Below are 23,916 nucleotides of genomic sequence, written 5' to 3'. Positions count from 1 at the left end.
ATAGTTACTGGTTTATACGGGCGGTAAAGATAATAAATGCGGTGTAACAGTTCAACGCTTATTTAATACAGTTATGCGTAAAATAGCTTTTGTAAGCAAAATGTTATGATGAGTAAGTGATTTCTTATTATAACTTTAGACAGCCAATTAAAAGGCCTTATAATGAAATTATCAGCAATGCCTAAATTATATACCGTTATATGCTTCATGCTGTTGTTCGCAACCCGTTCATCCGCGCAGCAAACCGCTTATTTTATTGATGGTTATCATGGCGGCTTTTGGGGGCATTATCCGGTTAACTATACCAGTTTTATAGTAGAGCAGTTAAAGGCTCGTCCTAACTGGAAAATAAACCTGGAGATAGAGCCCGAAACCTGGGCTATGGCCAAAGCAAAGGACGAACAAGGTTACAAAGATCTGCAAGCGCTGTTTGCCGATCAGTCGATAGCTACCAGGCGCATTGAATACGTTAGTCCGGCTTACGGGCAAAGCTATATGTACAATATAAGCGGCGAGAGTATTATAAGGCAATTTGCATATGGCATGGAAACCATTAGGAAGCATTTCCCTACGGCGGTGTTTACTACCTACTCATCAGAAGAACCTTGTTTTACCAGTGCGCTGCCGCAGATCCTGAAGTCGTTTGGCTATAAATATGCGTCGCTTAAAAATCCTAATACTTTGTGGGGTGGTTACACCCGTGCGTTTGGCGGCGAGCTGGTAAATTGGGTTGGCCCGGATGGTACAAAGTTAATAACAGTTCCGCGCTACGGTATGGAAGACCTAAAACCCGGCTCAACCTGGGAAACCATCGGTAACAGCAACAGCAAAGCTTTTATTACGGCAGCATTTAAGGCAGGAATACAGCATCCCGTTGGATTTGTATTGCAGGATGCGGGTTGGAAAGGAGGACCTTACGTAGGTGACGGAACACGTGGCTATCAACCTACTGAATATAAAACCTGGACAGATTATGTAGACAACTACTCCATTAAAAAACCAACACAGGACTGGAGATTCTCGCAGGAAGATGTGCTTACAAGTTTAGTGTGGGGTTCGCAGATATTACAACGAATAGCACAACAGGTGCGCGTATCAGAAAATAAACTGATTAGTGCCGAAAAACTGGCGGCGATGGCATCGGTTTATAAACAATCGCCGTGGCCTAAAGCGGCGCTCGACCAGGGCTGGACAAGGTTGCTGCTGTCGCAACATCATGATTGCTGGATAGTGCCTTACAATATGGGGCAGGGTAATACCTGGGCAGATAAAGTAGTTAGTTGGACGGGTATCGCCAATAAAAATACAGATAGCGTGGTGACAGCTTCAACTGCGGCTATTAATGGTGATAATACAGATGGCTTAGCACCAAAATACGTCCGAGTATTTAACACGCTGGGAGTGGAACGAAATGAACTGGTAAGCGTAGATGTGCCGGAAGATTGGCGTAGAAACACAGTTGTGTTGGATAAAAATGGCAAAGAATTACTAAGCCAGGTAAATGGTATTCATTTAATGTTTAAGGCCCGGGTACCGTCACTTGGATACACAACTTATCGCCTGCAAAAAAAGGAACCTGCGGCCAAAATAGGCGCTAAAGCCACCACACAAAGTGATGGTAAAATTAAAGTAGAAACCGATCTTTATACCGCTATTATCGACCCGGCCAGGGGCGGTACTATTGCAAGCCTGATGGCTAAAAAATTAAATAACAAAGAGTTTGTCGATCAAGCCAATCCAAGGAAATTTAACGAGGTGCGCGGCGATTTTTTTAAAGATGGCGGCTTTAAATCGAGCGCCGATCAACCTGCAGGGGTTACTGTAATTGACAATGACGGCTTACTGATAACCTTACAGGTAAAGGGAATGATAGCCAATAATCCCTTTACACAATTGATCACTTTTACCCAGGGACAGCGGCGTATTGATGTGCAATTAAAAATAGACTGGCAGAGTAGTCCGGGGATCGGCAATCCGTACGGGCAAACCGGCAAATATGACGCAACATCACTACAAAAAGCTTTTTATGATGACCGGGATAAACTGCTGGCATTGTTCCCTCTAAACCTTAAAAATCAAAAAGTTTACAAAAACGCTCCGTTTGATGTTACCGAAAGCAAACTGGACAACACCTTTTTTACCCGTTGGGATAGCATTAAAAACAACGTTGTTTTAAACTGGGTTGATGTTACCGATGCCAACAATACTTATGGTATGGCCGTGTTGACCGACCATACTACCAATTATGCGCATGGCAAGGATTTTCCGTTAGGGTTAGATATAGCCTACTCGGGCGTTGGGCTTTGGGGGCGTAACTACATGCTAAAATATCCTACCGAAATGAATTACGCATTAATACCTCACGCCGGCAAATGGGATAAAGCGGGTATCTGGACAGAAAGCGACAGGTTTAATGAACCCATGGTTGCCACGGTGGTGGATGCCAAGACTACGTCATCGCGCTCTTTGATAAGCGTTGCCGGTACGGGTTTGGAAGTATCATCAGTTACAATGGTAGGTACTGACCTGTTAGTGCGCCTGTTTAATGCTGAGGGCGATGCTCAGCCTAAAATAATATCACTTGATGCTGTTGCAGATAAAGCCGAAATTGTTTCATTAAATGGCGATGTAGTACAAGCATTAGCAATGAACAAAGGCGCTACAGCACTTACCAATGTAAGTGTAGCTATGCCACGGTTTGGGATTAGGACAATTAGGTTTAGTAATGTAAGAAACAAATAATACGGACTATCTGATTATTGGGATGCTCAATAGTTTAATCAGGATCCTAAAAGTATCTGAGTGGTAATTGATGTAATGTTAGATAAAAATATAGTACTTTGTATTGCATGGTATTATATATGTTATTATCTTTATAAAAAAAACAAGCATCATGAAATCAACTTTTATTAAAATCACAATTGTATTGCTGCTGGCGGCATGCACTCATTTAAGCTATGGCCAATGCGATAAAACCGTAACGTTAAAATCATCGAAAACCAATCACCTTGACGAAAAGGGCAATATTGAAAGCTCAAAAGAAGAGAAAGCCACTATTACAATTTCAAAAACACAGGTAACCATTGTTCCCGGGGAGGAGGATCATACAATTTCAGGGGCTATCACCTCAAAAACCTGCGAATGGCCAACGGCCTTTAAAGACGGTAAAACAGTAGTGAAAGCTAAATTAGAAGACGATAGCGGAAACACACAACATTGTACCATAACTATCACAGGTGTTGCAGGAAAGATCACGCTTGTTTTTGAAACAGAAGAAAATCCCGGGAAAAAGATAATGGTAGTGGCGGATACATTTGAATAATAGTTACTATTAAAAATAAAAGCTCCGGAAGTTGTTTCTGGAGCTTTTTGCTTTTTATATTGTTTTCTCGCCGTTGTTGGTAACACCACAACGGCGAAGGAGAATTGCGTTAGCCCGAATTTATAATCCCGGACCATCATCGAACTATTGGGATGATCAATAGTTTAAATTAATTAGGATCCTAGAAGTATCTGATTAAAACAATAAATGCAGGGTGCAAATGGTGGACATTTTGATTTGAAAGCAACATATGATTTGCCAAGAACCATCGGCTCGCCCCATATTGTATTCTAGGTTTTAATCCGTTGGACAAATAGACACCCCAATAACGAGTGCCGTAGGTACGGCGCATATTTATATGGGTCGAACCGATGGTTCTTTTAATATTTATTATCTCAATTCAACCGGCTGAAACCCGTTGCTAATATATTGGCCAAGGCTACGCCTTTTTGTCTGATATATTTGGCTTACATAACCTCATCAACTTCCGCAAACTTCTCCGCCAATATTTTACTATCCTTTTTTGCCCACTCGACCATTGCCGTCATAACAGGTGTTAAATCCTCACCCGATGGGCTTAGTGTATAAGTAACAAACGGCGGCACAACAGGCTCGGCCTTGCGGATGATGAGGTTATCGGCCTCCAGTTGCTTTAAATGTTGTATCAGCATTTTTTCGGTAACGGCAGGGATGGCGCGCTTTAGTTCGCTATAGCGTTTTGCCCCGTTTATGAGTTGGTACATGATGATGGGTTTCCAGTGACCACCTATACGGTTCATTACATAAGTTACCGGGCAATGCATTTCGGCAATGCTCTTGTTCATGTTTTGGGTCGAGCTTTCTTTTATCGCTGTCATAGTTTATACATACTTTGGGGTAAGTACTTGTAAAAAAGTAAGTACAAATATACATTTGTCCCATCAAAAAAAAAACATAAAATATTATGAAAATCACAATCACCGGGTCATTAGGTAATATCAGCAAACCACTGACCGAAATTTTAGTAAAAGCAGGCCACGATGTAATTGTTATCAGCAGCAGTGCAGACCGTGCAGATGAAATTAAAGCATTAGGAGCCACCCCGGCAATTGGCCAGGTGACTGATGTTGATTTTTTAACCGAAGCCTTTAAAGGTGCCGATGCTGTTTATTTAATGGTGCCGCCTAACTTTGGCGCTACGCACTGGAAAGACTATATAGCAGATATTGGCGATAATTATGCAAAAGCTATTACCGCTAATGGTATAACCAAAGTGGTACATCTAAGCAGCATTGGCGCACACCTGGCAGATGGCACCGGCCCTATAACAGGCATCCACAGGGTAGAAAACATTTTAAATGCTTTAGAAGGCGTTGCAGTAAAACACCTGCGCGCGGCTTTCTTCTACATTAACTTTTATAGCAATGTTGATATGATAAAACATGGCGGCATTATCGGTAGTAATTTTGGTGCAGATACCCCGATGGTGCTTGTTCACCCTGCGGATATTGCTGTCGTTGCAGCCGAAGAATTGCAAGGATCGTTCACCGGTAAAAGCGTACGTTACGTAGCCGGCGATGAGCGTAAGGCCGCCGAAGTAGCGAAGGTATTAGGTACTGCTATTGGTAAACCGGAGTTGCCATGGATAGAATTTACCGATGCCGATAACATAGCCGGAGCAATAGGCGCGGGATTATCTGAAGAGGTCGCAACCAATTATACCGAAATGGGCGCAGCCGCTCGCACCGGCATACTTTGGGAAGACTATTTGAAACATAAACCCGTATTGAGCAAAATAAAGCTGGAAGATTTCGCGGTGGAATTTGCCAGGGCGTTTTAACCTTCTTGTCCTTTCGAACGATAGTGAGAAATCTATACACGCGGAAATAGCGAATGTATAGATTTCCCCTTTTAGTCGAAATGACATTTACCTATAACCCCTGCTTTATCCTTTCGCTTAAAAATCATACTTTTGCCCTTACCATGAGCGAAGAGAGATCATTGAATTTTATTGAAGAAATAGTTGAAGAAGATATAGCTGCTGGCAAGCACGGTGGCCGGGTGTTAACCCGTTTCCCGCCGGAGCCTAATGGTTATTTGCATATTGGGCATGCTAAATCCATTTGTTTAAATTTTGGATTGGCAAAAAAATACAATGGCAAAACCAACCTGCGTTTTGATGATACCAACCCTACCAAAGAAGAAACCGAATATGTTGATAGCATAAAAGAAGATGTAAAATGGCTGGGCTTTGATTGGGCCGAAGAGCTTTACGCGTCTGATTATTTTGGTAAGCTATATGATTTTGCAGTAACCTTGATTAAAAAAGGCCTGGCTTATGTTGACGACAGCACAGCCGAAGAAATTGCGTTCCAAAAAGGCACCCCAACCGGGTCGGGTACGCCAAATGAATATCGCAGCCGCAGCGTAGAAGAAAACCTGCAGCTATTTGCAGCTATGAAAGCCGGTAAATACCAGGATGGTGATAAAGTACTACGTGCAAAGATCGACCTGGAATCGCCAAATATGTTGTTGCGCGACCCGTTGATGTACCGTATTAAACATGCACATCATCACCGTACCGGCGATACCTGGTGCATTTACCCGATGTATGATTTTGCGCATGGCCAATCAGATGCTATTGAGGAGGTCACACATTCTATCTGTACGTTAGAGTTTGTATCGCACAGGCCTTTGTATGATCTGTTTATTGAGCAGTTGAATATATTCCCGTCTAAACAATATGAGTTTGCCCGTTTAAACATGACATACACGGTGATGAGTAAACGCAAGCTGATGCAATTAGTAAACGAGAAGCATGTGGAGGGTTGGGATGATCCGCGTATGTCAACCATTAGCGGTTTACGCCGCCGTGGTTATACTGCTGCTTCTATCCGCGAGTTTTGCGAGCGTATAGGTGTTGCCAAACGCGAGAACATGATTGATTTTAGCCTGCTGGAATTCTGTATCCGCGAGGATCTGAACAAAACGGCATGGCGCCGTATGGCAGTGCTTGATCCTATAAAAATGATCATCACCAATTATCCCGAAGGGAAAACCGAAACCCTGCATGGCGAAAACAACCCCGAAATTGAAGGTGGCGATGGTGGCAGGGATATTCCATTCAGCAATGAGTTGTGGATAGAGCGTGAGGATTTTATGGAAGAGCCACCTAAAAAGTTTTTCCGTTTAGGTGTTGGGCTGATGGCGCGTTTAAAGAACGCCTACATTGTAAAATGTGAGGACTTTAAAAAGGATGCCGCCGGCAATGTAACCGAAATATACTGTACTTATATCCCCGAATCAAAATCGGGCCATGATACCAGCGGGATTAACGTTAAGGGCACTATCCATTGGGTAAGTGTACCACATGCTAAAACTGCCGAGGTGCGTTTATATGATCGCTTGTTCCAGGTGGAAGACCCATCCAACGAAGACGGCGATTTTAAAGATTATTTAAATCCACATAGTTTACAAATATTACCAACCGCCTATATAGAGGCCGACCTTGCTAACGCTGAAGCAGGAAAAGGCTACCAGTTTATCCGCAAAGGATATTTTACACTGGATAAACATTCAACTACAGATAAGCTGGTGTTTAACCGGACGGTGACCTTGAAGGACGGGTGGGCTAAGAAGTAGTTGGCAGTAAAAAGCGGCCTGCTAACTTTGTTTGATTTTGACAACTGCAAACCGCCAACTAGTATTTCTGGTACAAATTATACAACACATTTAAATCCAACTGGCTTAGTTGTGCCGTGCTGTCGTCCTGCACAAAATGGCGTTTAAAGGCTATTATGGCCGCGTTTAAATCGGCGGTATCGTATCCTATAAGTCGCAAGGCCGTTTTATAATCAAAGTTTGCGGGTGCTATTTCTAAGGCATCATCGCTCCAATAGCCAAAACCATTTGCCGCTAATATTTTCCATGGGAACAATGGCCCGGGGTCTGGCTTGCGTTTGGGTGCAAAATCCTGGTGGCCAATAAAGTTTGCAGTTGGTATGTTGTAAGCTTTTTTTAGTTGTGCTAATAAAAGTAATAGGCTCTTTATTTGAGCATCATTAAATGGTTCGCTCCCGTTGTTGTCAATTTCTATTCCAAGCGATATACTGTTCATATCGGTAACGCTGCCCCATTTACCCACGCCTGCATGGTTCGAGCGGAAGTAATCGTTCACCATGTGATATACCTTACCGTCTTTGCCTATCACATAATGCGCGCTTACCTCGGTGCTTTTTATGGTGAAGGTGCGGATAGTTTGTTGAATAGAATCTTGCGCGGTGAAATGTATAATCACATAATTAGCCTTGCGAATACCAAAATTAACCGAGCCAACCCATTCGGATGGTGCGGCTATCAGCCCGGTGCTATCCATCAGTACGGCAGGTTGTTGCTGCTTTACAATACCCAATAATGAATCTGTTTTGGTAGTATAAATGCTATCTGTAGTAAAATGCGGCCCTCTAACTATAGCGGGAGAGGTAGTTTTATCAGGATTTAACGTTGAGTTAGTTTTAACAGCAACCTTTGGCGAACAGGATGCCATTAAAGCAGTAACGGCAAATAATAATAAACAAAAGTGCTGATATTTCCTGTTGATAACCATGTAGCTAAATTAAATTATTAAGCCATAGTTTAACTAAAGAAAATACATATTGTTTACAAGCAATAACAAAATAGCTATTTTCGGTTCTTGTCGTAAAAATCTTCCAGCTTATATTTATACCCTTCGGTGCCAAAAAGATCCATGATCTTTAAAAATGCCTTGTAGTCAACCGTGTACGGAAAAGCATATTCTGCGCATGCAATTTTTGAATCGTCTGTTAAAAATTGGTTTAAAAGCTTTATCAACTGGTCTATCTTAATGCCTTTGTCTTTTACACCTTCTTTTAAAGCCGTTACCTTTTCTTCGTCATTGCGTTTTTGGCGCATATTATTTAAAATATCCGTTACTTGCCCGTCGGTCATAGCATCTTTTGGGTGAACTATTTTTTTGCGGACAGTATCTGTTGTAGTGGCCGATATGGTACTGGTCGCGGCGGCAGATTTTTTATGGATAACAACAATACTAATAAGCACTAGTAGTAGGGGGAGTATCTTTTTCATGATAATAATCAGGGTATTTCAATATCCTTAAAAATAAGGATATCGCCGCATTAAACGCTATAAGCTGCTTTATAAAGCGCAATAATCATTAAAAATATACCATTAATTAAAAAGGGTGAAATTATTGGTTAAATCTGTCGTCTAGTTCGCCGGTTGTAAAGGTATTGCCCTGGTTAATGTCGCCGGTATCATAACCTTTTTTAAACCAATACATGCGTTGCGCGCTGGTGCCGTGGGTAAAACTATCCGGCGAAACCCGGCCCTGGTATTTTTGTTGCAGGCGGTCATCGCCTATCTGGTGCGCGGCGGTTAGTGCCGAGTCTATATCTGCCCGCTCAATTACAATGTTGTTATGATGATTCAATGCTTCGTAATGTGCCCACACCCCGGCGTAAAAATCGGCTTGCAGTTCTAATTTAACAGATAGCTTATTATATGCAGATTCGCTTAAATTCTGTCGGGCTTCATCCATTCTGGCAGATACACCCAAAAGGTTTTGAATATGATGACCAACCTCGTGTGCTATCACGTATGCCCAGGCCGATTCGCCGGGCGCGCTGAATTTGTTTTGCAGTTCATCAAAAAAAGAAAGGTCAAGATATACCCGCTGGTCTGCAGGGCAATAAAACGGACCGGTTGCAGATGTAGTATAACCGCAGCCTTTAGCATCTACCGCGTCAGTGTATAAATGCAATATGGGGTGCGTATAGGTGCGGCCCATGGTATGGAACAGGCTGTCCCAAACTATGGTTGTTCCCTCAAAAATTACACGGGCAAACTGTTTGTCGCGGCTTTCTTGCCCGCCACCGGGTACGGTATTTATCTGCTGCGAATTATTGCCGCTTGAATTAAACAGTTGACTTGGATTTATCCCAGTAAACAAATAAATGGCTGCGCCAATAAGCCCCAGTATTCCCCCGCCAAAAAACAAACCGCGACCACCGCCGCTGCTGCTTCCTTCTTCAACATCATTACTCTCATTACCGCCAAACCATTGCATAATTTATTGTTTAATGTAGTTGTTTTAACAGGGTGTTGTTTTTATTGTTTGGCACAAAAATAGGTTTTGGTTAACTATGTGTAAGTGGTAGCCGGGTATTGTTTGTCTTTTCGCTATAATTTGCTTAATTTAATTGCAATATAAAAATCCCGTATACATGAAGAGATCTTTAGCCTTATTTGCCATAACACTTATAGCAACCTATGCGCAGGCGCAGCAAAAAACATTAATGGGTTTTACCCCTACTTCATCAGCCAAACAATTGCAAACCGAGCAGCTGTTTGATAAATCTATCAGCCCTGTACGTATTGGCGAAACTTTGAAAGATCTCTCTGCCTATCCGCACCATTTAGGGTCGCCGGGGGGTAAAGTAGTTGCCGAAAAAATATTGGCCAAGTTTAAAAGCTATGGTTTCGATGCGCATTTACAACCTTATAAGGTATTGTTCCCGACACCTAAAACACGTGTGCTTGAACTGACCGGGCCAACAAAGTATACGGCTATATTAAAAGAAAATGTATTGGCCCAGGACCCAACATCTGGCCAGGCCGGACAATTGCCAACTTATAACGCCTGGAGTGCCGATGGCGATGTTACCGGCCAACTGATATTTGTAAACTATGGCCTGCCCGATGATTATGAAACATTAGCCGCTATGGGCATTGATGTAAAGGGCAAAATAGTAATTGCTAAATACGGCAGATCATGGCGCGGCATTAAACCTAAGGTGGCTTATGAGCATGGCGCTATTGGCTGTATAATTTATTCGGATCCTAAAGATGATGGTTATTATGCGGGCGATGTATATCCAAAAGGAGCCTTTAAAAACGAAAGCGGTGTACAGCGTGGCTCTGTTATGGATATGATGATCTATCCCGGCGACCCGTTAACACCCGGCGTTGGCGCTACAGAAAATGCTAAACGTTTGGATAGAAAAGACGCGGCAACTATATTAAAAATACCGGTATTGCCCATTAGCTACCAGGATGCAAAACCATTATTGGCTGCTTTAGAAGGCCCCGTTGCACCTGCCGACTGGCGCGGCGCTTTGCCTTTTACTTACCATGTTGGCCCCGGTGCTGCAACTGTACATTTAAAGCTGGAGTTTAATTGGAATATGGTTACCGCTTATGATGTCATCGGGACGATAAAAGGCGCTACCTACCCCGATGAGTGGGTATTGCGTGGTAACCACCACGATGGCTGGGTTAATGGTGCCGATGATCCGTTGAGCGGGCAATCTGCTCTGCTGGATGAGGCTAAGGCTTTGGGCGATCTGCTTAAAACCGGCTGGAAACCAAAACGGACCATAGTTTATTGCGCCTGGGACGGCGAAGAGCCGGGCCTTATAGGTTCTACGGAATTTGTGGAGGATCATGATAAAGAACTACAGCAAAAGGCAGTGGTTTATATTAATTCGGATGATATTTCGCGTGGTTTTTACCATGCAGGCGGATCGCACGCATTAGAAAATTTTATGGGCGAGGTATCAGAAAGTGTTATCGACCCGGAAACAAACGTAACGGCAAAAGAGCGTAAAAAGGCTTATGAGATTGTTAATGCCGCGACACCAAAAGCTAAAAAAGAGATCATGGACCGCAAAACCGACCCGATTGAGGCCCTGGGATCAGGCTCTGATTTTTCATCGTTTTTGCAGCACTTAGGTATACCTACTTTAGATATAGGGTATGGCGGTGAAGGCCCCGGCGGCGAATATCATTCGATATACGATTCGTTTGCAGATTATGAAAGATTTAAAGACCCCGGCTTTGTTTATGGCGCTCTGTTAGCCAAAACCGTAGGGCACGCCGTAATGCGCCTGGCTGATGCTGATCTGCTTCCGTTTGATTTTAGAAACTTATCGACTACGATAAGTGGTTATAGTAAAGAAGTAATAGAGCTGGCCAACAATATGCGCGAGGCTACCGCTATGCAAAATCAACTGGTGCAAAGTAATGCTTATAATTTAGCTGCCGACCCAACCAAGCATCTAACTCCTCCCCAAGCTAAAGGGGAAGTTCCGGCTATTGATTTTTCGGCATTAACAACATCGTTGGCTGCTTTAAAAACGAGTGCCGATAAGCTGGCCGTTGCCATGAATACCACATCGGCAGCAAACATAGATCATAAAGCATTAAATGAAACTATATATAAGGCCGAACAACAATTACTTTCGCCGGCGGGTTTGCCGCGGCGCTCCTGGTATAAGCATAGTATTTATGCTCCGGGTTTTTATACGGGTTATGGTGTGAAAACCCTGCCGGGAATACGTGAAGCTATTGAACAACGCAACTGGCCCGAGGTTCAACAGCAAATAGCGGCGGTATCAGCCAGTATTAACGCGTTGGCTGCATATTTGGATAGGGCAGCAATGTAAACTAAGATTAGTAGGATTTAAGGATTGCCGGGATTGATCATGGTGATCCTTAAATCCTATAAATCATGGTTCAGAAATCTTTTTATAAACGCCCTGCACCCATCCTCGATCATCTTAAAAACCGGCTCAAACTGGTTGTCGTCATGATACGGGTCGGGGACTATCTGGTCAACCAATAATAATGATACTTTCTTACGATCATCCGCATTGCGGGCCATTGCCAGTATATTGCTCAGGTTGTTTTTATCCATCACCAGGATCTGGTCGAACGTATCAAAATCACTTTTTCTGAATAACCTGCAAACTTGCTGACTGATATCAATGCCATGTTCGCGCGCGGTACGCACCGAGCGCTGATCAGGCCCATTGCCGATATGCCAATCTCCCGTACCTGCCGAGTCGATTTGCCAGTTTAATCCTTCTTTATCAGCCAGGTGTTGCATAATCCCCTCCGCCAACGGAGAACGGCAAATATTGCCCAGGCAAACCATTAGTATTTTCATGTTGTAAGCTTAAAGCAAAAAGACCAAAGCTTTTTGCTTATTATCCGAATATCTGATTCAACAATCCCGCTAACCTAATGCCGCCTTTAAGCAGTTGTTGGTTAAGGATATCCAGGTGAGTAAAGTTGTATTTGTAGTTAAGCGTATCGCCCGGTTTAATTTCACTGTAAAATTGCTCGGCAAGGGTGCTTGACTCAAATATCCATTTACTTAGCGGAGCAGCCTGCCAATCTTTAATTTGTATTGTTGTTGGATGGTCTATTGCAGCAGCGTATTCGGTGTAGCTTAACTCCTGGAAATTGATCAACTCGGAATCCCATATGGAGTGCAGATTGGTAGGTTTATTGAACCAGTTTACTTTAAAATCATTACCGCCTTTATCGCTTGCATGGGCGGTATGCATAGGTTGGTGTATATCCTCTGTAATGTGGATCAGCATACGCAGGTATAGCAATTTATTTTCTTTTGATGTGGCCGGTTTTTTCAACTCATCAATCAGAAACTTTAATTTGGTGTAAGCATTAACACTGTTGTCATGCTCCAAAAATTCTGTCATTTCGGGTTGGCTCATCGGCCTTTCAAAATCAACAAAATGCCAGTTGTATAAATAGCTGTAGGCAGGGTCTGATTTTATAAAATCGGCCCAGTTACTGGCCATAGCTATCGACTCATGGCCCAAAATAGCTTTTATAGCCATGCGCGCTTTTAGGGTTAAATGGTCCTCGGCTATCTGGCCGCTGATGCGATGTCCGTTGGTGCCCCATGCCATAGTTTGTATGGGTGCGTATATTATTGCTATCGCGATAGCTAATTTCTTTAGAGGATTCGATTTCATATTATAATGGTTTTGGATTACAGCTTGTCTTTTTAATTAAATGTAAGTTAACAGGTATAACGTTTGATGTGCTTAAAAATTGAACCAGCGAACCGGCTTTTTTGCTCACCTTAAAAAACTCCTCGTACGGACCGTAGCGGAAACAACCAGCCTGCTTTTTCAGTGTATAATCCGCATTGCAAAAATTGCCTTTTATATGTAGGGTATCATGGCTCTGATGATAGGTGCCGCGGATATATTCTGTCCAGTGCCCCGCGTTCATACAGCTATCCATCCCCGAGTTTACTTTACTAACAGAACTTTGCTCAATAAACACCGAGTCGCAGCTAAATTTAAACTTAAACAACGAGTAACTCAATAATTGTTTTTGCATGGGTATGCTGTCCTGCTTCCACTCGCCCTGCAGGTAATCCTCGCCTTTGCCTTGCAGACTGGGGTTGAGGGTGCAGGACGCCAGCAGGAGGCAAAAGGCTGAAAGGTAAAAGGCAAAAGGTTTTTGCATGTTTATTTATAAAACACGTCATTGCGAGGAACGAAGCAATCTCTGCACTTGCTAATCAATGTGCATATTGACTTTCCGCCGTAGAGATTGCTTCGTTCCTCGCAATGACGCTTTAATTTATTTTAGTGAACCAATCATATCCTCAGGCCTAACCCATGCATCAAACTGCTCGTTGGTTAAGTAACCTAAACCTATGGCAGCTTCGCGTAATGACGAGCCTTCTTTCAATGCTGTTTTAGCGATTTTAGCGGCAGCTTCATAACCGATATGTGGGTTTAACGCGGTAACCAGCATTAATGAATTTTCAAGATGCTTTTTAATACCGGCATAATTAGGCTCAATACCTTTGGCACAATGATCATTGAAGGATACGCAAGCATCCCCAATTAAACGTGCTGATTGCAGGAAATTAGCCGCCATTACCGGTTTAAATACGTTCAGCTCGTAATGGCCGTTTGAACCACCGATGGATATGGTAACATCATTACCCATTACCTGCGCGGCAACCATAGTAACTGCCTCGTTTTGGGTTGGGTTAACTTTGCCCGGCATGATTGATGATCCCGGCTCATTATCCGGGATATGGATCTCGCCGATGCCTGAGCGCGGGCCCGAAGCCAGCATGCGGATGTCGTTAGCAATCTTCATTAAAGAAACAGCGATCTGTTTTAATGCGCCATGTGTTTCAACAATAGCATCGTGGGCGGCTAATGCCTCAAATTTATTTTCGGCAGTGATAAAAGGCAGTCCGGTAAATTTGGCAATGTATTCTGCAACCTTAACATCATAACCTTTTGGGGTGTTGATACCGGTACCAACAGCGGTACCACCCAATGCCAATTCTGACAGGTGGTCAAGCGTATTGCGCAACGCTTTTAGCCCGTGGTTTAGTTGCGACACATAGCCCGAAAATTCCTGTCCCAAAGTAAGCGGTGTAGCATCCATCAAATGTGTACGGCCAATTTTTACTACCGATTTAAAAGCTTCCACTTTCGCTTGCAATGTATCGCGTAATTTTTCGATACCCGGTATGGTTACATCCATCACCATTTTATAGGCGGCAATATGCATAGCGGTAGGGTAAGTATCGTTTGATGATTGCGATTTATTGACATCATCATTAGGGTGGATAAAGGTTTTACCCTCGCCAAGTTTATTGCCGGCCAGCACGTGCGCACGGTTAGCAATAACTTCGTTAACGTTCATGTTTGATTGCGTACCAGAGCCGGTTTGCCATATCACCAACGGAAACTCGCCAGTTAAATCACCTGCTAAGATCTCATCGCAAACGGCGGCTATCTGGTCGCGTTTGTCGGCTGGTAAAACAGCCAGGTCGGTATTGGTAAAGGCGGCAGCTTTCTTCAAATAAGCAAAAGCGGCAATGATCTCCTTCGGCATGGAAGCCTCGGGGCCAATTTTAAAGTTATTGCGCGATCTTTCTGTTTGCGCACCCCAGTATTTGTCGGCAGGCACCTGTACCTCGCCCATGGTATCATGTTCGGTTCTGAAACTCATTATAATGCAGTATAATTTTCAGCTGCAAAGGTAGCGGTAAAACAGGTGGGATGTAAAATAATATTCAAAAAGTTACGGGACAGTTTTACGGGTGTTAATGCTTATGCCGGTAGTAAAAATGACCATTTTTCGGGCGTTGAACGTTTTGCTGGTAGTAATTTTACCCATTTATCGGGTATCAGGCGTTTTGCCGGTAGTAATATTTGCCATTTATCGGGTATAAGGGATAATACCGACAGTAGGTTTTTATCGCAATAAGCTAATAATCAATCTATTAAATAAAAAATCAAAGAACTTGTGTTGATTTTGGCGTAAAAACAGATTTAGATAATTTAATTGTTTTTGAAGCTTTAACAACATTCAGGATAGTTACAATATACAAAAAAATTAGAGGTTAAATGGTGGCGGTGATTTTGGGGAACGCGGCCACCGGGGTGATGTAAATTAATATTAAAAAGTTACGGAGATACTGGCTACTTATGCAGTTTTAACCCTCCGCGAGCAGAAAGAGGGTTGGCTAAAACATTGTTACTTTTCTGTCCCATCGTAATTGTAATCGTCAAGTGTCCAGTCTATCATCACCTCTTTAACCCAATCAATAAAGCTAAACTTTCGTCAATTCCATAAACTTCAGTGCCGTTTAAAGAAAAGCCATTGTGCTTTTTAAGTAGGTATTTAAAATCAAATGGAAGTATAAAGTCAATTTGAGATTCGAAAACTTCTAATCGATTGTCTGATATTGGGCGACCCAAATATACCAAGTCCTCAGAAAACTTATTGAACTCAGCTACTACTAACTCACATCTATTTATTATTTCAGTCATTGCCTGTCCTTAAAACCCCCGCTCCGTCCCCTTAACCCACTCGCTCAACCCAGCGTCTTCTGCCTTACTATTGATCGCCTTTACAAACGCCGGTACATTACCACTTTGCACCAGTTTATAAAAGTAATCGGCATAAAATTTATCAAAAAAGGTTTTGTCCGCTTTTTTGGCAGATGCCTGCCCAGCCTGGGTAAATATGGTTTTTAGCTGAAATTCTAATAGTGCGGTGCCGGTTAGTTTTTTGGCTTGCCCGGCGGCAATGGTTGATGATATAATGGCGTTTAGCGCAGCGGTTTCTTTGGCATCGGCAGGTGGGGTTTTAACCGGACTGTCATCTTTTAATACGCCCCCTTTTAGTATGCTTTGCATATTGGTGGTGGCTTCATCAGCACGCGGGTTATTGGGCTCGAGCAATAAAAAGCTGCAAAAGGCCAGTAAGGCGTTCATCCGCTTGTTTTGGTGAAAAGTTACCAAGCCGTATAACCGCTGACTGTTGGCATGTTTAGGGTCCAATTTTATGGCTTCAACAGCGGCCAGTTCGGCATCGGCATATTGTTTGGCACGGAAATCGGCTATGCCTAAATTAAAATACAAGCTTTGGTCTTGCGGATAAGCTTTTAATCCTTCTTTATAAACTGCTATGGCTTTTTCGGGCTGTAGGGCCTTATCATATATCCCTCCCAACAAACTATAAGCCGCGTTTGTATAATTTGATTGCGTCTTAATTACTTTCTCCAGGTAGGGTATGCCCTCGGTGCCTTTGTTGGCGTTTACTAATTCAAGTGCAGTTTTGTAATTGGTGGCCGGGTCATCGGTGGCGTCCTGTCCGGACACAATAATTGGGCTCGCTAAAAACAAAAAGGCCGTTAATATTCTTAGTAGAGTTTGCATCTTTTAAATTTAGTAAGGTTATTAACTAAAACAATAAAATGTTTAAAACTTTAGTTTCAACGCGAGTTATATTTTCCAATTTTCGCAATTCGTTTATCTTGATCGTATATTCCCTATGAAATTATTGAAACAAGGCCTCCTAACTTTTACTGTCGCCCTGCTTGTATTAACCTCATGCTCGTCAAAACCTGGCGAAAACAAGGGCTCTTCTGCTGCATCCCCCGAAAAAAGTAAACCGTTAGATACCAAAGCTTTGTTAGCTTATAATCCTAGAAACGCCGATAAACAGATAGATGCTTTTATGCAGCACCTGCACACGGCAGCCGGGTTTAACGGTAACATACTGGTGGCAAAAAAAGGAAAGATAGTTTACCAAAATGCTTTCGGCTGGGCTAACTACCCGCACCAGGACAGCCTGACGCTCAACTCTCAGTTTGAACTGGCGTCCATTAGCAAAACTATGACATCGACCGCCATTCTGCAGTTAATGGAGCGGGGCAAGCTGCGTCTTGAAGACTCCGTGCAGCAGTTTTTCCCCAATTTCCCATATCATGGCGTAACTATCCGCATGCTGCTTACGCACCGCTCGGGCCTGCCCAACTATGTATATGCTATCGATGATGTTTTCCGCAAAGAACACCGCGATCAGAAAAAAGGGGTTACCAACCAGCAAATGATGGACTTACTGGCCCAGTACAAACCTGCACGTTATAACCTGCCCGACAAAGGTTATCATTACAACAACTCCAACTTTATGGTGCTGGGCTCTATTGTAGAGAAGGCTGCACATATGCCGTACGCCGATTATATGATGCGGAACGTTTTTCTGCCGGCCGGCATGAAGCATACCAATGTATACTCCAAGGCCACTTACGATAAAATACCCACCAAGGTATTGGGGCACGATCGTAACAGCTGGCGGTACTCGGTAGCGCAAAACTACCTGGACGGGCCCGTTGGCGATAAAGGTATTTATAGTACCGTGGGCGATCTTTTCCTATTCGATCGTGCGCTGCGTGCCGGAAAGCTCATTAAACAGGCCACGCAGGATTCGGCTTATACCAACCGTGTTCCGTTAAAGAACGGTCATTTCGGGTATGGTTATGGCTGGCATTTGTTCGAGGCGCCTAACGAGAAAGTGGTTTACCACACCGGCTGGTGGCATGGCTATCGCCATAACTTTTTGCGCGATATGAAGGAAGATGTAGTAATTATATTGCTGGATAACATGACGAACGGTAGCCTGCTGCACCTTGATGATCTGTTTAAAATGACCGGCATGCCCGTAGTACGTGCAAGAGCTTACGGCCGCGGCGGCGAGGAAGAGGATGAACAGGCACGGGCCCCTACTTTAGAAAAGAAAAAGCAGCCCGTTAAAAAACAGAAGAAAGAACCCGTAGCCAAACACAGCACCGTTAAAAAACACAAAGCGCATAAACACTAAGCTGTAAATACTGTTCTGTAAAAAGATAAAGGAGTTAACATGTTTGATAAATTATTTGAAGTACAACAAAAAGCCGGCGAGGTTAAGAAACGCTTAGATGCCATAACCGTAACGGGTACTGCCGAGGGTGGTAAGATCAGCGTTACGGCTACGGGCAATAAAATTATCCAGTCGGTAAACATTGATGCCGATTTTTTTAAGGAAGCCGATAAAGAGGAAATTGAAGAGTTAATGGTGATTGCCATAAACAAAGCAATGGAGCAGGCCGACAACGTTAGCCAAAGCGAAATGGCCGCCGTGACAAAAGATATGTTTGGCGGGATTGGTGGGATGTTTAAACAATAAGCCCCCTCTAAATCTCCCCCGGTAGGGGAGACTTAAAAAAAGTAATATCGAACACTCAATATCGAATTTTGAATGATGAAGGTTTGATTTTTCATACTTCGATATTGGGTGTTCAAAATTCATTATTCAATATTATATAAAGCCATGAAAACTACTTACTACGGACAATCAACCATCATGATCGAAACCGAAGGCAAGAAGCTTTTGTTTGATCCTTTTATAACGCCAAATCCGGCGGCAAGCCATATCGATATCTATGCGCTGAAGCCTGATTATATCCTGGTGTCGCATGGGCACGGTGACCATGTAGCTGATTTGATAGCTATACAAAAAAGCAGCGGTGCCAAAGTGATCTGCATTGCCGAAATAGCCGGTTGGTTAGGCAAGCAAGGTATTGAGGCACACGGTATGAACATAGGCGGCGGCTTTAATTTTGATTTTGGCCGGGTAAAAATGGTTAACGCCGTACACTCAAGCACCATGCCTGATGGCGCGGCCGGAGGCAATCCTGCCGGTTTTGTGCTTTATTCTGAAAGTAAAAAGGTCTATTATGCCGGGGATACCGCACTTACCTATGATATGAAACTGTTGGAAGATGAAAACCTGAACTGGGCCTTTTTACCCATAGGAGATAATTATACCATGGGTGTTGATGACGCTATAAAAGTTGCTGGGTTTATCAACTGCAAAAACATTATTGGTATGCATTATGATACCTTCCCAGAAATAGTTATTGACAAGGAAGAAGCGGTAGAAAAGTTTATTAAAGCCGGGATAAATATTAAGTTGCCTGCTATTGGAGAAGAGATAGTATTGTAGCGGATAACAATACATTAACACCCCTTGTCATTTCGAAACGAGGTACGAGTGAGAAATGACAAGCTAATTATTAATAAACAAAAAAGGCTCATCGATTACCGATGAGCCTTTTTAATATAATAAACTTGCTATTACAGCTTGCGTTTAACTTCTACATTCTCGTAAGCTTCAACAATGTCGCCTACTTCAATGTTGTTAAAGTTTTGGATGTTCAGACCGCACTCGTAGTTGGCTGAAACTTCTTTAACATCGTCTTTGAAACGTTTTAATGAAGCTAGTTCGCCGGTATAGATAACCACACCTTCACGCACTATACGGATCTTACTGTTACGGGTAATTTTACCATCTAACACCATACAACCTGCAATGGTACCAACCTTGCTGATCTTGAAGGTTTCGCGTATCTCTACGTTAGCAACAATCTTCTCTTCGAATGTCGGTGCCAACATACCTTCCATCGCCGCTTTGATCTCGTTGATCGCATCGTAGATGATAGAGTACAACCTGATATCAATTTGCTCAGCTTCGGCCAGTTTACGGGCACCACCTGATGGGCGTACCTGGAAACCAATGATGATCGCGTCAGACGCAGATGCTAACAATACGTCAGATTCTGATATTTGTCCAACCGCTTTTGATATTACGTTAACCTGTATCTGCTCGGTAGATAGTTTCAATAACGAATCGGATAACGCTTCGATTGAACCATCCACGTCACCTTTAACAATAATATTCAACTCCTTAAAGTTACCAACTGCCAAACGGCGGCCAATTTCATCAAGTGTGATATGTTTCTGTGTACGTAAACCTTGCTCGCGTTGTAATTGTAAGCGTTTGTTGGCAATTTCACGTGCTTCAACCTCGGTCTCTAACACGTTAAATTTATCACCGGCAGTAGGTGCGCCCTGCATACCCAATACCTGTACAGGTGTTGATGGTCCTGCAGATTCAACCCTTTGGCCACGCTCGTTAGTTAACGCTTTAACACGTCCGCTGTAACAACCGGCTAATATCGGGTCGCCCACTTTTAACATACCGGCTTGTACCAATATGGTGGTAACAATACCACGGCCTTTATCTAAAGCAGCCTCAATAACAGTACCTACGGCACGTTTATTAGGGTTAGCTTTCAGCTCTAACAACTCAGCTTCCAACAATACTTTCTCCAAAAGCAACTCAATGTTTAAGCCTGTTTTTGCTGATATTTCTTGTGTTTGATATTTACCACCCCACTCTTCAACTAAAATATTCATGGCTGATAGCTGCTCACGTACCTTATCGGCGTTAGCACCCGGGCGGTCAATTTTATTGAAAGCGAAGATAATTGGTGCACCTGCAGCCTGCGCGTGGTTTATGGCCTCGCGGGTTTGCGGCATCACGCTATCATCAGCGGCAATAACTATAATTACAAGATCAGTTACCTGTGCACCCCTTGCACGCATAGCGGTAAACGCCTCGTGACCCGGTGTATCCAGGAATGTTATTTTTCCTTTATTATCAGGCAATGTTACTTCGTAGGCACCAATGTGCTGGGTTATACCACCCGCTTCACCACCTATTACGTTGGTTTTGCGGATAAAGTCCAACAACGATGTTTTACCATGATCTACGTGGCCCATTATGGTTACAATTGGCGCACGTGGTATCAGGTCTTCCGGAGCATCCGGCTGATCCAATATAAACTCTTCGTCCTGCGGTTTTACAAACTCAACCTGGTAGCCAAACTCATCCGCAACAATGCTTAGCGTTTCGGCATCCAAACGTTGGTTAATAGATACGAACATACCCAGGCTCATACAAGTCGAGATGATCTGCGTAACAGATACATCCATCATTATAGCTAACTCATTAGCTGTAACAAACTCTGTAACCTTTAATACTTTTGATTGCGCGTCCTGCTCTAATGCCAGTTCATCGGCATTGGCTGCTACGTCATCACGTTTTTGACGACGGAATTTAGCACGCTGAGCAAACTTACCAGACTTACCTGCACCGCTTAAACGGGCAAGTGTAGCTTTAATCTGGTCTTGTATATCTTTTTCTGACGGCTCTTCTTTAGGGCCGCTACTTGCCGGAGCATTACGGTTAAAGTTATTATTAGGGCGATTGCCTTGATAGCCGCCGCCTGTATTATTCGGCCTGTTTCTAAAATCAGGACGGTTAGCATTATTAGTACTATTGGTATTATTACCACCACCTTGCGGAGCGTTGCCGCCACCGGCCGGGTTAGTACCTTGCTGCGGATTTTGGCTGTTATTATTATTACCACCACCCTGGCCTGGTCCTTGGTTATCTTTACGTTTACGCTTGCGTTTATGATCAGCGTTGGTGTTTGATGATGACGCTACCGGGTTACGTTTTGGTACAACCGGTAAAGTTATCTTACCAACGATATTTGGCCCGCTTAAACGCTCTGCTTTGGCCCTTATTACATCAGGGTCGCCACCTTCTTCGTTTGGCTCCGGTGCAGGTTTTACAACAACTGGTGCTGCCGGTTTTACCGGTGCTGCTTTTGGTGCTTCGGGTACAACTTCTTTTTTTACTTCAACAACCGGCGGCTCTGGCGCTTTTACTTCGGCAACAGGTTCCGGCGCTTTAACTTCAGCAACCGGTTCTGGTTTCGGAGTTTCCTCTTTAACCTTTTCGGCTGGCTTAGCATTTAAATTGTTAAGGTCGATCTTACCTACAATTTTTACACCAGGACGTGAGTCGGCAATAACTTCCTCTGCCTTTACAGGCTCAGGTGTTGGCTCCGGCTTTGGTTTTTCAACCGGGGCTGGCGGCGCGGCAAAGTTACCGGCGTTCTTTATCAGGATCTCTTCGTTTTCGAAATCTCTCGAACGGCGGGTCTCAACCGGCTTATCAGGCGTAACGCCGGGCTCGTCTTTACGTATCTTACCGATACTGATCTGCTTGGCTTCTTCCTTAATACTTTTGTCAACAGCAAATTCCTTTAACAAGGTATTGTACATGTCGTTATCCAGCTTTGCCATAGGTTGTTTTTCAACCTTATAACCTTTGGTAGCCAAAAAATCAACAATGGTACCCATACCAATGTTAAGCTCTTTTACTGCTTTTATTAATTTTATCGATTTGTCTTCTGACATTTATTAATTCTTTCTCTGCTTATTTTATGCAAAAATACGATTTTAATTTTGCTTAATTCCTTTTATTCAAATTCTGCCTGCAATATTGATAGTACTTCTTTTACTGTTTCTTCTTCTAAATCTGTACGTTTTACCAGTTCTCCTACTGTTAATGCCAAAACTGATTTTGCCGTATCTAAACCAATACGTTTAAATTCGTCCAATATCCAGCTTTCAATTTCGTCAGAAAATTCTTCAATATCCACATCCTCATCATGCTCATCAGCCTCGCGGTAAACATCTATTTCATAACCGGTTAACTTGCCGGCTAATTTAATATTATGACCGCCACGGCCTATCGCTAATGATACCTGATCCGGCTTTAAATATACTGCCGCTGTTTTTTTCTCGTCATCTAATTTAATAGAGGTGATCTTAGCAGGCGATAAAGCGCGTTGTATATATAACTGAATATTGTTGGTATAATTTATAACATCAATATTTTCATTTTTTAACTCGCGTACGATACCATGGATCCGTGAACCTTTCATACCCACACAAGCACCAACCGGATCGATACGATCATCGTACGATTCAACAGCTACCTTAGCTCTTTCGCCCGGCTCGCGTACGATTTTCTTGATAGTGATTAAGCCATCAAAAATTTCAGGAACTTCCAGTTCAAACAAACGCTGTAAAAACTCGGGGGCTGTACGTGATATAATGATCTTAGGGTTGCTGTTAAGCATATCTACTTTGTAAACAATAGCTTTAACGCTATCGCCTTTTTTAAAGTAGTCGGCAGGTATTTGCTCTGTTTTAGGTAATAAAAGCTCGTTGCCTTCATCATCTAATACCAAAGTTTCTTTTTTCCAAACCTGGTAAACCTCGCCGGTTACTATCTCACCAACACGATCTTTATATTTTTTAAATATCTCGTCTTTTTCTAATTCTAATATTTTAGATACCAGGGTTTGACGCGCAGCTAATATTGCACGGCGGCCAAAGCTCTCTAAAGTTATCAGCTCCACATAATCATCACCTACCTCTAAATCAGGATCCAATGTTTTTGCTTCTTTTAGCTCAATTTCCAGGTCGTCATCCTCACTAAAACCATCTTCCATAACCACACGTGTGCGCCAAATTTCTAAGTCACCATTGTCAGTGTTTACAATTACGTCGCAATTTTCGTCAGATCCGTATTTTTTACGGATCATGCTCCTGAAAACGTCTTCCAGCACGCTCATCATCGTTGGACGATCGATGTTTTTAAAATCTTTGAATTCCTGGAAAGAATCAATTAAATTAATATTGCTCATTTTCTTACTTAAATGATATTAAAACTTTTGTTTCTGTTATTTGATCAAT

The 23,916-nt window shown here is 42.9% G+C and carries 21 protein-coding genes; 9 read left to right on the top strand and 12 right to left on the bottom strand.

From position 1 onward, the window contains the following. Positions 1–162: 162 nt before the first annotated feature. Positions 163–2,742: a glycoside hydrolase family 38 C-terminal domain-containing protein gene (locus JWQ34_RS01100; protein WP_299352662.1), complete on the top strand. Its 2,580-nt coding sequence runs from the start codon at positions 163–165 to the stop codon at positions 2,740–2,742. Between the two features lie 151 nt (positions 2,743–2,893). Beyond that, positions 2,894–3,322, top strand: coding sequence for an HYR domain-containing protein (locus tag JWQ34_RS01095; RefSeq protein ID WP_299352659.1), 429 nt, complete (start codon positions 2,894–2,896; stop codon positions 3,320–3,322). Between the two features lie 467 nt (positions 3,323–3,789). Here the strand turns inward: JWQ34_RS01095 and JWQ34_RS01090 are convergent, their stop codons facing one another. Next, complete coding sequence (locus JWQ34_RS01090; protein WP_299352656.1) at positions 3,790–4,179, bottom strand: helix-turn-helix domain-containing protein; 390 nt, start codon at positions 4,177–4,179, stop codon at positions 3,790–3,792. 86 nt (positions 4,180–4,265) lie between these two features. On the opposite strand from JWQ34_RS01090, the gene JWQ34_RS01085 reads away from it, so the two are divergent. Together JWQ34_RS01085 and JWQ34_RS01080 are read left to right on the top strand one after the other, a co-directional pair. After that, entirely contained in the window at positions 4,266–5,141 is an 876-nt protein-coding gene (locus JWQ34_RS01085) for an NAD(P)H-binding protein (protein WP_299352652.1), read from the top strand. Positions 5,142–5,284: 143 nt separating this feature from the next. Beyond that, the gene (locus JWQ34_RS01080; protein ID WP_299352649.1) at positions 5,285–6,943 is read left to right on the top strand and encodes a glutamine--tRNA ligase/YqeY domain fusion protein; all 1,659 of its coding nucleotides are present in this window, start codon (positions 5,285–5,287) and stop codon (positions 6,941–6,943) included. Positions 6,944–7,001: 58 nt separating this feature from the next. On the opposite strand, the gene JWQ34_RS01075 is transcribed toward JWQ34_RS01080, so the two are convergent. The 3 genes from JWQ34_RS01075 to JWQ34_RS01065 form a co-directional block, all read right to left on the bottom strand. Beyond that, a complete protein-coding gene (locus tag JWQ34_RS01075) occupies positions 7,002–7,907 on the bottom strand; it encodes an N-acetylmuramoyl-L-alanine amidase (protein WP_367278576.1) in 906 nt (301 codons plus the stop codon). Between the two features lie 74 nt (positions 7,908–7,981). Beyond that, a complete protein-coding gene (locus tag JWQ34_RS01070) occupies positions 7,982–8,407 on the bottom strand; it encodes a DUF4476 domain-containing protein (protein WP_299352646.1) in 426 nt (141 codons plus the stop codon). Between the two features lie 121 nt (positions 8,408–8,528). After that, the gene (locus tag JWQ34_RS01065; protein WP_299352644.1) at positions 8,529–9,407 is read right to left on the bottom strand and encodes a neutral zinc metallopeptidase; all 879 of its coding nucleotides are present in this window, start codon (positions 9,405–9,407) and stop codon (positions 8,529–8,531) included. Between the two features lie 157 nt (positions 9,408–9,564). Between JWQ34_RS01065 and JWQ34_RS01060 the strand changes: the two genes are divergently transcribed. Continuing rightward, positions 9,565–11,784 (top strand): transferrin receptor-like dimerization domain-containing protein, encoded by a 2,220-nt coding sequence (locus JWQ34_RS01060; RefSeq protein WP_299352641.1) that lies wholly within the window; start codon positions 9,565–9,567, stop codon positions 11,782–11,784. A gap of 56 nt (positions 11,785–11,840) precedes the next feature. Here JWQ34_RS01060 and JWQ34_RS01055 read toward each other — a convergent pair whose 3' ends face one another. The 4 genes from JWQ34_RS01055 to fumC all read right to left on the bottom strand — a co-directional run bounded on the left by JWQ34_RS01055 (position 11,841) and on the right by fumC (position 15,139). Next, positions 11,841–12,287: a low molecular weight protein-tyrosine-phosphatase gene (locus JWQ34_RS01055; RefSeq protein ID WP_299352638.1), complete on the bottom strand. Its 447-nt coding sequence runs from the start codon at positions 12,285–12,287 to the stop codon at positions 11,841–11,843. A gap of 40 nt (positions 12,288–12,327) precedes the next feature. Next, positions 12,328–13,122, bottom strand: coding sequence for a S1/P1 nuclease (locus tag JWQ34_RS01050; RefSeq protein ID WP_299352635.1), 795 nt, complete (start codon positions 13,120–13,122; stop codon positions 12,328–12,330). Position 13,123: 1 nt separating this feature from the next. Beyond that, positions 13,124–13,624 (bottom strand): fumarate hydratase, encoded by a 501-nt coding sequence (locus tag JWQ34_RS01045; RefSeq protein WP_299352633.1) that lies wholly within the window; start codon positions 13,622–13,624, stop codon positions 13,124–13,126. Between the two features lie 117 nt (positions 13,625–13,741). After that, on the bottom strand, positions 13,742–15,139 hold the full coding sequence (gene fumC / locus JWQ34_RS01040; protein ID WP_299352630.1) for a class II fumarate hydratase: 1,398 nt from the start codon (positions 15,137–15,139) through the stop codon (positions 13,742–13,744). A 45-nt stretch (positions 15,140–15,184) separates the two neighbouring features. On the opposite strand from fumC, the gene JWQ34_RS01035 reads away from it, so the two are divergent. Continuing rightward, a complete protein-coding gene (locus JWQ34_RS01035; protein ID WP_299352627.1) occupies positions 15,185–15,397 on the top strand; it encodes a hypothetical protein in 213 nt (70 codons plus the stop codon). Positions 15,398–15,717: 320 nt separating this feature from the next. Here JWQ34_RS01035 and JWQ34_RS01030 read toward each other — a convergent pair whose 3' ends face one another. Continuing rightward, complete coding sequence (locus tag JWQ34_RS01030; RefSeq protein ID WP_299352624.1) at positions 15,718–15,963, bottom strand: SMI1/KNR4 family protein; 246 nt, start codon at positions 15,961–15,963, stop codon at positions 15,718–15,720. Between the two features lie 9 nt (positions 15,964–15,972). After that, positions 15,973–16,854 carry a tetratricopeptide repeat protein gene (locus JWQ34_RS01025; protein WP_299352622.1) on the bottom strand — a complete coding sequence of 294 codons (882 nt, stop codon included), beginning with the start codon at positions 16,852–16,854 and terminating at the stop codon, positions 15,973–15,975. Positions 16,855–16,969: 115 nt separating this feature from the next. Here JWQ34_RS01025 and JWQ34_RS01020 point away from each other — a divergent pair, with 115 nt between their 5' ends. The 3 genes from JWQ34_RS01020 (at position 16,970) to JWQ34_RS01010 (ending at position 19,462) form a co-directional block, all read left to right on the top strand. Continuing rightward, positions 16,970–18,298 carry a serine hydrolase domain-containing protein gene (locus JWQ34_RS01020; RefSeq protein ID WP_299352619.1) on the top strand — a complete coding sequence of 443 codons (1,329 nt, stop codon included), beginning with the start codon at positions 16,970–16,972 and terminating at the stop codon, positions 18,296–18,298. 39 nt (positions 18,299–18,337) lie between these two features. Then, positions 18,338–18,643, top strand: a complete 306-nt coding sequence (locus tag JWQ34_RS01015) for a YbaB/EbfC family nucleoid-associated protein (protein ID WP_299352616.1) — start codon at positions 18,338–18,340, stop codon at positions 18,641–18,643. Between the two features lie 144 nt (positions 18,644–18,787). Then, positions 18,788–19,462 carry a metal-dependent hydrolase gene (locus JWQ34_RS01010; RefSeq protein WP_299352612.1) on the top strand — a complete coding sequence of 225 codons (675 nt, stop codon included), beginning with the start codon at positions 18,788–18,790 and terminating at the stop codon, positions 19,460–19,462. Positions 19,463–19,593: 131 nt separating this feature from the next. On the opposite strand, the gene infB is transcribed toward JWQ34_RS01010, so the two are convergent. Then, positions 19,594–22,569, bottom strand: a complete 2,976-nt coding sequence (infB, locus tag JWQ34_RS01005; protein ID WP_299352609.1) for a translation initiation factor IF-2 — start codon at positions 22,567–22,569, stop codon at positions 19,594–19,596. A gap of 62 nt (positions 22,570–22,631) precedes the next feature. Continuing rightward, positions 22,632–23,867: a transcription termination factor NusA gene (gene nusA, locus JWQ34_RS01000; protein WP_299352606.1), complete on the bottom strand. Its 1,236-nt coding sequence runs from the start codon at positions 23,865–23,867 to the stop codon at positions 22,632–22,634. Positions 23,868–23,916: the final 49 nt, after the last annotated feature.

The sequence above is a fragment of the Mucilaginibacter sp. genome (assembly GCF_028288185.1).
GTDB lineage: Bacteria > Bacteroidota > Bacteroidia > Sphingobacteriales > Sphingobacteriaceae > Mucilaginibacter.
Note: the sequence above shows the minus strand (reverse complement) of the source record. Positions and strands in the feature narration are given on the sequence as shown.

Bases quoted from the DNA above. Each gene is read 5' to 3' on its own strand.
- JWQ34_RS01100 (WP_299352662.1), top strand. From the start codon at position 163: ATGAAATTATCAGCAATGCCTAAATTATATACCGTTATATGCTTCATG.
- JWQ34_RS01095 (WP_299352659.1), top strand. From the start codon at position 2,894: ATGAAATCAACTTTTATTAAAATCACAATTGTATTGCTGCTGGCGGCA.
- JWQ34_RS01090 (WP_299352656.1), bottom strand. From the start codon at position 4,179: ATGACAGCGATAAAAGAAAGCTCGACCCAAAACATGAACAAGAGCATT.
- JWQ34_RS01085 (WP_299352652.1), top strand. From the start codon at position 4,266: ATGAAAATCACAATCACCGGGTCATTAGGTAATATCAGCAAACCACTG.
- JWQ34_RS01080 (WP_299352649.1), top strand. From the start codon at position 5,285: ATGAGCGAAGAGAGATCATTGAATTTTATTGAAGAAATAGTTGAAGAA.
- JWQ34_RS01075 (WP_367278576.1), bottom strand. From the start codon at position 7,907: ATGGTTATCAACAGGAAATATCAGCACTTTTGTTTATTATTATTTGCC.
- JWQ34_RS01070 (WP_299352646.1), bottom strand. From the start codon at position 8,407: ATGAAAAAGATACTCCCCCTACTACTAGTGCTTATTAGTATTGTTGTT.
- JWQ34_RS01065 (WP_299352644.1), bottom strand. From the start codon at position 9,407: ATGCAATGGTTTGGCGGTAATGAGAGTAATGATGTTGAAGAAGGAAGC.
- JWQ34_RS01060 (WP_299352641.1), top strand. From the start codon at position 9,565: ATGAAGAGATCTTTAGCCTTATTTGCCATAACACTTATAGCAACCTAT.
- JWQ34_RS01055 (WP_299352638.1), bottom strand. From the start codon at position 12,287: ATGAAAATACTAATGGTTTGCCTGGGCAATATTTGCCGTTCTCCGTTG.
- JWQ34_RS01050 (WP_299352635.1), bottom strand. From the start codon at position 13,122: ATGAAATCGAATCCTCTAAAGAAATTAGCTATCGCGATAGCAATAATA.
- JWQ34_RS01045 (WP_299352633.1), bottom strand. From the start codon at position 13,624: ATGCAAAAACCTTTTGCCTTTTACCTTTCAGCCTTTTGCCTCCTGCTG.
- fumC (WP_299352630.1), bottom strand. From the start codon at position 15,139: ATGAGTTTCAGAACCGAACATGATACCATGGGCGAGGTACAGGTGCCT.
- JWQ34_RS01030 (WP_299352624.1), bottom strand. From the start codon at position 15,963: ATGACTGAAATAATAAATAGATGTGAGTTAGTAGTAGCTGAGTTCAAT.
- JWQ34_RS01025 (WP_299352622.1), bottom strand. From the start codon at position 16,854: ATGCAAACTCTACTAAGAATATTAACGGCCTTTTTGTTTTTAGCGAGC.
- JWQ34_RS01020 (WP_299352619.1), top strand. From the start codon at position 16,970: ATGAAATTATTGAAACAAGGCCTCCTAACTTTTACTGTCGCCCTGCTT.
- JWQ34_RS01015 (WP_299352616.1), top strand. From the start codon at position 18,338: ATGTTTGATAAATTATTTGAAGTACAACAAAAAGCCGGCGAGGTTAAG.
- JWQ34_RS01010 (WP_299352612.1), top strand. From the start codon at position 18,788: ATGAAAACTACTTACTACGGACAATCAACCATCATGATCGAAACCGAA.
- infB (WP_299352609.1), bottom strand. From the start codon at position 22,569: ATGTCAGAAGACAAATCGATAAAATTAATAAAAGCAGTAAAAGAGCTT.
- nusA (WP_299352606.1), bottom strand. From the start codon at position 23,867: ATGAGCAATATTAATTTAATTGATTCTTTCCAGGAATTCAAAGATTTT.